General features: G+C 41.7%; 12 protein-coding genes and 1 pseudogene. 10 read left to right on the top strand and 3 right to left on the bottom strand.

All coding sequences use genetic code 11. The features are described from left to right. Positions 1-313 precede the first annotated feature (313 nt). Entirely contained in the window at positions 314-1489 is a 1176-nt protein-coding gene (locus ACIR310F_RS0112030) for a class I SAM-dependent methyltransferase (RefSeq protein WP_028084047.1), read from the top strand. Here ACIR310F_RS0112030 and ACIR310F_RS0112025 read toward each other — a convergent pair. Both ACIR310F_RS0112025 and ACIR310F_RS0112020 read right to left on the bottom strand, forming a co-directional pair. Continuing rightward, positions 1486-1725 carry a hypothetical protein gene (locus ACIR310F_RS0112025; RefSeq protein WP_028084046.1) on the bottom strand — a complete coding sequence of 80 codons (240 nt, stop codon included), beginning with the start codon at positions 1723-1725 and terminating at the stop codon, positions 1486-1488. The two genes, ACIR310F_RS0112030 and ACIR310F_RS0112025, sit on opposite strands and share 4 nt — an antisense overlap. Continuing rightward, complete coding sequence (locus ACIR310F_RS0112020) at positions 1722-2189, bottom strand: hypothetical protein (RefSeq protein WP_028084045.1); 468 nt, start codon at positions 2187-2189, stop codon at positions 1722-1724. Before ACIR310F_RS0112020 ends, ACIR310F_RS0112025 begins: the two co-directional genes overlap by 4 nt. Before the next feature lie 302 nt (positions 2190-2491). On the opposite strand from ACIR310F_RS0112020, the gene ACIR310F_RS0112015 reads away from it, so the two are divergent. Further along, the gene (locus tag ACIR310F_RS0112015) at positions 2492-2953 is read left to right on the top strand and encodes an ATP synthase subunit I (RefSeq protein ID WP_028084044.1); all 462 of its coding nucleotides are present in this window, start codon (positions 2492-2494) and stop codon (positions 2951-2953) included. A gap of 52 nt (positions 2954-3005) precedes the next feature. Beyond that, positions 3006-3761, top strand: a complete 756-nt coding sequence (gene atpB / locus ACIR310F_RS0112010) for a F0F1 ATP synthase subunit A (protein ID WP_028084043.1) — start codon at positions 3006-3008, stop codon at positions 3759-3761. Between the two features lie 27 nt (positions 3762-3788). On the opposite strand, the gene ACIR310F_RS27350 is transcribed toward atpB, so the two are convergent. Beyond that, complete coding sequence (locus ACIR310F_RS27350; RefSeq protein ID WP_269208362.1) at positions 3789-3923, bottom strand: hypothetical protein; 135 nt, start codon at positions 3921-3923, stop codon at positions 3789-3791. A 30-nt stretch (positions 3924-3953) separates the two neighbouring features. Here ACIR310F_RS27350 and atpE point away from each other — a divergent pair, with 30 nt between their 5' ends. The 7 genes and pseudogenes from atpE to ACIR310F_RS22335 form a co-directional block, all read left to right on the top strand. Next, positions 3954-4199 carry an ATP synthase F0 subunit C gene (atpE, locus tag ACIR310F_RS0112005; RefSeq protein WP_028084042.1) on the top strand — a complete coding sequence of 82 codons (246 nt, stop codon included), beginning with the start codon at positions 3954-3956 and terminating at the stop codon, positions 4197-4199. A 144-nt stretch (positions 4200-4343) separates the two neighbouring features. Continuing rightward, complete coding sequence (locus tag ACIR310F_RS0112000) at positions 4344-4835, top strand: F0F1 ATP synthase subunit B' (protein WP_028084041.1); 492 nt, start codon at positions 4344-4346, stop codon at positions 4833-4835. A gap of 140 nt (positions 4836-4975) precedes the next feature. Beyond that, a complete protein-coding gene (locus ACIR310F_RS0111995) occupies positions 4976-5539 on the top strand; it encodes a F0F1 ATP synthase subunit B (RefSeq protein WP_028084040.1) in 564 nt (187 codons plus the stop codon). After that, positions 5536-6090 carry an ATP synthase F1 subunit delta gene (gene atpH, locus ACIR310F_RS0111990; protein ID WP_028084039.1) on the top strand — a complete coding sequence of 185 codons (555 nt, stop codon included), beginning with the start codon at positions 5536-5538 and terminating at the stop codon, positions 6088-6090. Before ACIR310F_RS0111995 ends, atpH begins: the two co-directional genes overlap by 4 nt. A gap of 85 nt (positions 6091-6175) precedes the next feature. Beyond that, on the top strand, positions 6176-7696 hold the full coding sequence (gene atpA / locus ACIR310F_RS0111985; protein WP_028084038.1) for a F0F1 ATP synthase subunit alpha: 1521 nt from the start codon (positions 6176-6178) through the stop codon (positions 7694-7696). A gap of 164 nt (positions 7697-7860) precedes the next feature. Then, positions 7861-8808 (top strand): F0F1 ATP synthase subunit gamma, encoded by a 948-nt coding sequence (locus tag ACIR310F_RS0111980; RefSeq protein ID WP_028084037.1) that lies wholly within the window; start codon positions 7861-7863, stop codon positions 8806-8808. Positions 8809-9044: 236 nt separating this feature from the next. Further along, positions 9045-9253: pseudogene (locus tag ACIR310F_RS22335) on the top strand (hypothetical protein); the annotation flags it as partial.

The raw sequence follows: 9253 nt of genomic DNA, 5'->3' as shown, positions 1-9253 counted from the left end.
TTGACACTTCACTGGAACACGCCACAAGTGGTCTTATCGTCCCTCCATGTCCGTTTAAAGTCTCCCAATACCATAAGGCGACTATGACCAAATTTTAACATAAAGCCGTCCTAAAAGGACGGGGCTTGTATCCCAGATTTTTTGTCAATACTTTAGGACTTACCCACGAGTTACGGAATAAACAAAACACTCCAAGCACAGATATCAAAAATGGGGGTTTAGGGAGGTATATTTGGCGTAAATCCTCACCACAATAGATTTGCCCAAAATCATCCTATCCGTTAAAATTAGAAATGCTGCGTTATCCGTAATTATGTCCAACTCCCAAATCAGTGCTGCTGTTGCGAAACTCTATGATACCTACCCTTTCCCTCCAGAACCCATACTAGATCAACCACCACCAGGTTATAATTGGCGCTGGAATTGGTTAGCTGCTTACAACTTTTGTACCGGGAGAAAACCCGAAAATCAACATATACGTATTTTAGATGCTGGTTGTGGTTCAGGGGTAGGAACAGAATATTTAGTACATCTTAACCCCCACGCACAGGTAGTAGGCATAGATTTAAGTGCGGGAACTTTAGAAGTAGCAAAAAAACGCTGTCAAAGCTCCGGTGCTGACCGTGTAGAATTTCATCATCTGAGTATCTATGATGTTGAACAGATACCAGGACAATTTGATCTAATTAATTGCGTTGGTGTGCTTCATCATTTACCCGATCCTATTCCTGGTATTCAAGCATTAGCGAAAAAACTCGCCCCAGGTGGATTAATGCACATCTTTGTCTATGGAGAAATAGGAAGATGGGAAATACAACTAATGCAACAAGCGATCGCACTTCTCCAAGGTAACAAACGTGGTGACTATCAAGATGGTGTCCACATTGGTAGAAAAATCTTTGCTTCTTTACCAGAAAATAACCGTATTGTCAAGCGCGAAAAAGAAAGATGGTCATTAGAAAATCAGCGGGATGAATGTTTTGCTGATATGTACGTACATCCCCAGGAAACTGACTACAATATTGATACATTATTTACATTAATAGACGCTTCCGGCTTAGACTTTGTAGGGTTCTCAAATCCTGGTTTTTGGCAATTAGAAAATTTGTTAGAAAAAGCACCGGAGTTAATTGAGCGAGCAGCAGAACTCAAAGAACGTCAACGGTACAGATTAGTAGAATTATTGAATCCAGAAGTAGCACATTATGAATTTTTTCTCAGTCGTCCTCCCTTACCCAAAACCGACTGGTCAGCAGATAACTTATTAGCAGCTATTCCCGAACTTAACCCCTGTATAGATGGTTTTCCCAGTCAATGTATATTTAACTATGATTATCAAATTGTTAACTTATCACCAGCAGAATTAGAATTTATGCAAAACTGTGATAGTATATCTACCGTAGCCGAGATTTTAACCAAAGTCCAGTTTGGGTTAGATGGAGTGAGAAATCTTTGGAAACAACATCTTATTTTACTGACACCCGGTTAAGTAGAAGAAAACCAAATTTGAGGAAGTTGATCTACATCTTCCACCAAAAAATCTCGATACACCCAGATTCGAGAAGCTTTGTAGAGATCATTTAAGAAGAGGAAAAACATTAACTCTCCAACTTCCGCTAGTGAAAGCAATTGAGATATTTGTTGACTCTGTAAATGTGCAGGTGCAACAATATCTACAATATCTACCACCCAGTTTGTTTCCACAAAAACCGCTTGAGGCTTCATGTTGTAACCTTACTCCACCTAGGTCCTGCTGCCCTAACTTCACCAATTCGCAGCAAATTGATTATCCGTCCGCCAAACAAATTTTTCAAATCATCTGGTAAACTGTCTACATTGGTTTGCAGTTTCAGTTTTTCTAACCATCGCTGAACTTGTGATTCAAACTCAAGATGAGAATTTCCCCTCCATTGCTCATCTGCTGGTGGTAAAAAAGAATGTGGCAGTGTAGCTTCACCAACTACATAAATTGATGAACCATGAGAGTCATCAAAAGAATCACGCAAAACAGTAACACGCTCTCCTGCTACCAGTAACCCAACTGAGCAACCAAAATCAATCATTGAGCGTTGAAGCTGATTCATAGCATATTGACGTTGCTTGCTGACATCATTGAGTTTTACTTCAACAATCATCAAATATTCTCCATCTAGACTGGTGACAATAATATCTGGATGTGATATTTCCATAGCAATTCTGAAATAATAAACAAATGTGATGGTTCTGCCACATTGACTAACATTGTAGCCCAATTAGAGCTACTCTTAAACAGAGTAAGACATCTCCTCAAACAACAACTAATCTTACTAACCCCCGCTTCATCAAAAAAATCAGTGGTCAGACCATTGTCTGACCACTGACAACCGACAACTGACCACTAACCAAAAATAAGTTAATTGTTTTTTTCTAAAGTATTGTTACCGCGACGTGATATGATTTGGCTGACTGGATGTGCGGTCATCATATTTAAACTGTACTAGTTTCAAATGCCGTGAGCTTGTCAGACGAACCAATTACGCCCACTCAGACAGCACAACAAGATGATAAATCTGGTTTTGAGGACACAAAACCAATAAATTCCTCCATGGGGGAGTTTTATCAACTCTATCGAGAGTTGATATTGATCACACTTGTTTTAACAGGGATAATCTTTATCTCCGTCTGGATTGCTTATTCACCAAACATTGCTCTAAATTATTTATTAGGGGCGTGTGCAGGTGTGCTTTACTTGAGGATGTTGGCGAAAGATGTTGAAAGGTTAGGAAGGGAAAAACAAGAACTGAGCAAAACTCGGTTAGCCTTGTTAGTAGTGCTGATTCTCCTGGCATCAAGGTTGAATCAACTGCATATACTGCCCATATTCTTGGGATTTCTGACCTACAAAGCCACACTCATCATCTATGTAGTTAGGTTAGCGTTAATCTCTGACTCATCCACGCTCCGGCAACCTTAAAACGCTCCTCTTCTCCAGGTAAAATTGGAGAAACGATTGAATTGGAAAGAAAATGCTGAATTTTCTGAATGTCTACTCCCTTCCGCTTGCTGAATTGGAAGTGGGTAAACACCTGTACTGGCAAATAGGCAACTTGAAGCTACATGGTCAGGTGTTTCTCACATCTTGGTTTGTTATTGGCGTACTCGTCCTAGCTTCCGTCTTGGCCAGTAGTAACGTCAAAAGGATTCCTAGTGGCTTACAAAACTTGATGGAGTACGCCCTAGAATTTATTCGAGATTTGGCCAAAAACCAGATTGGCGAGAAAGAATATCGCCCCTGGGTGCCCTTCGTAGGCACTTTGTTTTTGTTCATTTTTGTGTCAAATTGGTCAGGGGCATTAGTTCCTTTTAAGTTAATTCATCTGCCAGAGGGCGAACTGACAGCACCCACAAGCGACATTAACACAACTGTTGCCTTAGCGTTGTTGACATCATTAGCGTATTTTTATGCAGGATTCAGCAAAAAGGGTTTGGGTTATTTCGGTAACTATGTGCAACCAGTTTCCTTCATGTTGCCATTCAAGATTATTGAAGATTTCACAAAACCCCTGTCCCTAAGCTTCCGTTTATTCGGTAACATCTTAGCTGATGAACTAGTCGTGGGAGTGCTGGTACTATTAGTACCCTTGTTCGTGCCTCTGCCAGTAATGGCTTTGGGACTATTTACCAGCGCCATTCAAGCACTAATTTTTGCCACCCTCGCAGCAGCCTATATTGGCGAAGCGATGGAAGATCATCATGGCGAAGAGCATGAGGGAGATCACTAAATACCCTCAGATCACAAGAGTCAGCCATTAGGGGAAACAGGACACAGGTGACAGGTGACAGAGAATAGGTGACAGGTGACAGAAATTAATCATCTCAAAACCGACCACTAACAACTGACAACTGACAACTGACAACTGACAACTGACAAATACAACACCCAACCGTATCTCTAAAAGTAAGGAAAGAATATCATGAATCCATTAGTTGCTGCTGCTTCCGTTATCGCCGCTGCTCTAGCTGTAGGTTTAGCTGCAATCGGCCCCGGTATTGGTCAAGGTAATGCAGCAGGACAAGCTGTAGAAGGTATTGCTCGTCAACCAGAAGCTGAAGGCAAAATTCGCGGTACATTACTGTTAAGTTTGGCGTTCATGGAAGCTCTAACCATCTACGGTCTAGTAGTTGCTCTAGTGCTACTGTTTGCTAACCCCTTCGCATAATCACAACTGAGTTCTGACTGCGGGCGTGAGCAATCACGTCTAAACATAAAGTTATGAATTTAGACTCATGACTGATGAAATGACTGGGACACGCAAGCTATCAGAACTCAGCATTAACATTAATGTAGATAGGAATAAGCAATCATGACACACTGGATCACCTTATTGGCCGTAGAAGAAGTTGCCAAAGAAGGGGGACTGTTTGATCTAGATGCTACTCTGCCCTTAATGGCAATCCAGTTTCTAGTATTAGCCCTGATATTGAACGCAACTCTTTACAAGCCCTTGGGTAATGCAATTGATGGCCGGAATGAATATATCCGTACCAATAATTTAGAAGCCCAAGAACGCTTATCAAAGGCCCAAGCATTAGCCCAGCAATACGAACAAGAGCTTGCTCACAGCAGAAAACAAGCTCAAGCAATTGTTGCTCAAGCCCAAGCCGAAGCCCAAAAAATCGCTGCTCAAAACATCGCCGCAGCGCAACAAGAAGCCCAGGTACAGCGAGAAAAAGCAGCCAGTGAAATTGAGCAGCAAAAACAACAGGCTCTAGCTGCCTTGGAAACACAAGTAGATGCTCTCAGTCGTCAAATCCTGGAGAAGCTGTTAGGTGCTGATTTAGTAAGTCAACGCTAACTTGTGAAAACAGTCATGGGTCATGGGTGATTCGTAGTCATTAGTTATTGGTATTGAAAACAACTAACAAATGACGACTGACAACGGACAACTGACAAAAAATTTGGAAAATTGGCAGCGCAGTTAGTGGATAAAGAATCATGGGGACTTTTTTACTGTTGATGACGGAAGCCAGCGCCGTCGGAGGTGAATTGGCACTAAGCAAGGGAGAAAGTGGGTTTAGTCTAAATACGAATATTTTAGATACTAACCTGATTAACCTGGCTATTATTATTACTGTGTTGGTTGTATTTGGCAGCAAGGTTTTAGGTAGTACCTTAAAATCTCGCCGAGAAAATATTGAATCAGCAATTAAGAGTGCAGAGCAGAAGGTAGCAGAAACCGCAGCCAAATTGAAAGAGGCACAGCAAAAGCTGGAACTTGCTCAAGAAGAAGCTCAAAGAATCAAACAAACAGCCGAATTAAACGCCCAGAAAGCTAAAGATGCCATTTTAGCCCAATCCGCTGTAGATATTCAACGGATGCAGGAAGCAGGGGCGGCTGATTTGAATTCCGAACTAGAAAGAGTGATAACTCAACTAAGGCAAAAAGTAGTCTTACAAGCACTACAAAAAGTTGAAGGACAACTCAAAGCTGGTATTAGCGACGATGCTCAACAGGCTTTAATTGCTCGTAGCATCGCACAACTGGGAGGCGAGATATGAAAAGTAATGCAGCAGCAGCTGAAATATCCCAGCCTTATGCACAGGCACTATTGTCCATTGCTCAGTCTCAAAACTCAACAGAAGAAATTGGGACAGATGCCAGAACTTTTCTGGGTTTATTAACAGGTAGCCAAGAACTGAATAACTTTTTGGCCAATCCCTTTGTGAAACCAGAGAACAAAAAAAATCTGCTCAAACAATTACTTGGGGAAGGTGCAAACCCATACCTACGTAATTTTTTACTGCTATTAGTTGACAGAAGACGCATCGCCTTCAGTGAACCAATTTTACAGCAGTATCTAGCGCTATTACGGCAGTTAAATCAAACCGTATTGGCGGAAATTACTTCTGCTGTTCCTCTCACAGAAGGCCAACAGCAAGCAATTACAGAAAAGGTAATTACGCTTACCAAAGCTGCAAAAGTAGAATTAGCTACTAAAATAGACAGTGATTTAATTGGTGGTGTAATTATCAAAGTTGGTTCTCAAGTGATTGACGCTAGTTTGCGTGGTCAACTACGTCGTCTCTCTTTGCGTTTAAGCAGTAACTAAAAAGTTCTGATAAATGTCAGTAGTCATTGGTCAATAGCCAATCAAAACAACTGACAACTAACAACTAACAACTGACAACTGACAAATGAGCATTTCCATTAGACCAGACGAAATCAGCAGCATTATCCAACAACAAATCGAGCAATACGACCAAGAGGTTAAAGTTGCTAACGTTGGTACAGTGTTACAAGTTGGTGACGGGATTGCCCGGATTTATGGCTTAGAAAAAGCTATGGCCGGGGAACTCCTAGAATTTGAAGATGGCACCATTGGTATCGCCCAAAACTTAGAAGAAGATAACGTTGGTGCGGTATTGATGGGTCAAGGTCGGGACATTCAAGAAGGTAGCTCCGTAACCGCTACCGGTAAAATCGCCCAAGTAGCTGTAGGTGAAGCTTTAATTGGTCGGGTTGTAGATGCTTTGGGTCGTCCCATTGATGGTAAAGGTGATCTCAAAACCACCGAAAGTCGGTTAATTGAATCCCCTGCCCCTGGTATTATCGCTCGTCGCTCCGTCCATGAACCGATGCAAACAGGGATCACCGCTATTGATTCCATGATTCCCGTCGGCCGTGGTCAACGGGAATTAATCATTGGTGACCGACAAACAGGGAAAACAGCGATCGCTATTGATACCATCATTAACCAAAAGGGTGAAGATGTTGTTTGCGTTTACGTAGCTGTCGGTCAAAAAGCTTCCACCGTTGCTAACGTAGTCCAAACTTTACAAGAAAAAGGCGCTATGGACTACACCGTAGTCGTAGCAGCTAACGCCAGTGACCCAGCTACTTTACAATACTTAGCTCCCTACACAGGCGCTAGTATTGCTGAGTATTTCATGTACAAAGGCAAAGCAACCTTAATTATTTACGATGACCTTTCTAAGCAAGCACAGGCCTATCGCCAAATGTCCTTGCTGTTACGTCGTCCACCCGGTCGGGAAGCTTATCCTGGAGATGTATTCTACATCCACTCCCGCTTGTTGGAACGCGCTGCTAAATTGAGCGACGAATTGGGTAAAGGTAGTATGACTGCTTTACCAATTATCGAAACCCAAGCTGGTGACGTATCCGCATATATTCCTACCAACGTAATTTCTATTACTGACGGTCAGATTTTCTTGTCTTCTGACTTGTTTAACTCTGGTATCCGTCCCGCTGTTAACCCCGGTATCTCTGTATCCCGTGTAGGTTCTGCGGCTCAAACCAAAGCCATGAAAAAAGTTGCTGGTAAAATCAAGCTGGAATTGGCTCAGTTTGACGATTTACAAGCTTTCGCTCAGTTCGCTTCTGATTTAGACAAAGCCACTCAAGATCAGTTGGCTCGTGGTGCGCGTTTACGGGAATTGTTAAAACAGCCTCAAAACGACCCTCTCTCCGTCGCTGAACAAGTAGCAGTTCTTTACGCTGGTATTAATGGTTATTTAGATGACATTGCAGTTAATCAAGTAACTACCTTTGTTAGAGGTTTACGTGATTACCTGAAGAATGTTAATACTGCTTATTACCAAGGCGTACAAGGCACAAAAGTTCTCGGTGATGCAGAAGAAACTGCTTTGAAAGCAGCACTAACCGAGTTCAAAAAGACCTTCCAAGCAGCAGCGTAAAAATTTTGGATTTTGGATTTTGGATTTTGGATTACATAGACTTATCCCGAAATTAGATATCATCCCCTAAAATACGGGGATTTGATGTTTATTTGCAGACAAGTCTAATCTAAAATCCGAAATTCCGAATCTAAAATCTAAAATCTAAAATCTAAAATCGGATTATGGCTAATCTCAAATCAATACGCGATCGCATTCAGTCGGTCAAAAACACCAAGAAAATCACGGAAGCCATGCGGCTTGTCGCAGCGGCCAGAGTCCGTCGCGCTCAAGAACAAGTAATTGCTACCCGTCCCTTTGCTGACCGTTTAGCACAAGTATTATTTGGCTTGCAAACTAGACTGCGTTTTGAAGATGTGGACCTACCCCTACTGAAAAAACGCGAAGTTAAATCAGTCGGCTTATTGGTAATTGCAGGCGATCGGGGTTTATGTGGTGGTTACAATAGTAACGTCATCCGTCGTGCTGAGAATCGTGCCAAAGAACTTCAATCTGAAGGTATAAACTATACTTATGTCTTGGTTGGCCGCAAAGCTACACAATACTTTCAACGACGGAATCAGTCTATTGATGCTACTTACAGCGGTTTAGAACAAATTCCTACCGCCGCCGAAGCGACAAATATCGCTGATGAACTGCTTTCTCTATTCCTTTCCGAAAAAGTAGACCGGATTGAGCTAGTTTATACAAAATTTGTCTCCTTGGTTAGTTCTCGTCCCGTAGTCCAAACCCTTCTGCCTTTGGATACCCAAGGTTTAGAAGCAGCGGATGATGAAATTTTCCGTTTAACTACCCGTGGTGGTCAATTCCAAGTAGAACGGGAAAAGGTAACTAGTACAGTTGCTCCTTTACCCCGCGATATGATTTTTGAACAAGATCCAGTCCAAATCCTGGATTCTTTGCTACCTTTATATCTGAGCAATCAGCTATTACGGGCATTACAAGAATCAGCAGCTAGTGAACTAGCAGCACGGATGACAGCGATGAGTAACGCTAGTGATAACGCAGGTGAGTTGATTAAAACCTTGTCATTGTCTTACAACAAAGCTCGTCAAGCCGCAATTACCCAGGAACTACTGGAAGTTGTCGGTGGTGCAGAAGCGTTGACTTAATTTGGTAATTGGTGATTGGTAATTGGTATAGGGATTCTCCATTCAGTGAGATACAAGAACCCCACCCTCAACCCCCTCCCCGCTTGCGAGGAGGGGATTATGATGGATATCATGTAATTAATTACATGACACTTGTTTACTGAGGTTGTATGAAAATTTATTTTCAACATAAGATTGGCTAAAGAAGGGAAAATCAGGATAGGATGGACATAATAACTTAAATATTTCAATCTAATATGAGTAACAATTTATTAACTAAAAGTATTACAGAAGAAATGCAGGAAGAAGCAGAAATGCAAATCCGCGAAAAGAAAAAATCCGTTGATTATAACACCATTGAATACCCTATTGAAGTTATAGTTGACAAATATCTAAATGCAGAAGTGTTGAATGTTAAGAAAAGCCTGATAAAAATAGCCCAAAATATGTTAAATTTTGGGCGAAG

This window comes from Dolichospermum circinale AWQC310F (genome assembly GCF_000426925.1).
In the GTDB taxonomy this organism is placed as follows: Bacteria; Cyanobacteriota; Cyanobacteriia; order Cyanobacteriales; family Nostocaceae; genus Dolichospermum; species Dolichospermum circinale.
The sequence above is the reverse complement of the archived record's forward strand: the minus strand, read 5'-3'. Positions and strand labels throughout refer to the sequence as shown.

Bases quoted from the DNA above. Each gene is read 5' to 3' on its own strand.
- ACIR310F_RS0111980 (WP_028084037.1), top strand. From the start codon at position 7,861: ATGGCTAATCTCAAATCAATACGCGATCGCATTCAGTCGGTCAAAAAC.
- atpA (WP_028084038.1), top strand. From the start codon at position 6,176: ATGAGCATTTCCATTAGACCAGACGAAATCAGCAGCATTATCCAACAA.
- atpE (WP_028084042.1), top strand. From the start codon at position 3,954: ATGAATCCATTAGTTGCTGCTGCTTCCGTTATCGCCGCTGCTCTAGCT.
- atpH (WP_028084039.1), top strand. From the start codon at position 5,536: ATGAAAAGTAATGCAGCAGCAGCTGAAATATCCCAGCCTTATGCACAG.
- ACIR310F_RS0112000 (WP_028084041.1), top strand. From the start codon at position 4,344: ATGACACACTGGATCACCTTATTGGCCGTAGAAGAAGTTGCCAAAGAA.
- ACIR310F_RS0112020 (WP_028084045.1), bottom strand. From the start codon at position 2,189: ATGGAAATATCACATCCAGATATTATTGTCACCAGTCTAGATGGAGAA.
- ACIR310F_RS0112030 (WP_028084047.1), top strand. From the start codon at position 314: ATGTCCAACTCCCAAATCAGTGCTGCTGTTGCGAAACTCTATGATACC.
- ACIR310F_RS0112025 (WP_028084046.1), bottom strand. From the start codon at position 1,725: ATGAAGCCTCAAGCGGTTTTTGTGGAAACAAACTGGGTGGTAGATATT.
- atpB (WP_028084043.1), top strand. From the start codon at position 3,006: ATGCTGAATTTTCTGAATGTCTACTCCCTTCCGCTTGCTGAATTGGAA.
- ACIR310F_RS0111995 (WP_028084040.1), top strand. From the start codon at position 4,976: ATGGGGACTTTTTTACTGTTGATGACGGAAGCCAGCGCCGTCGGAGGT.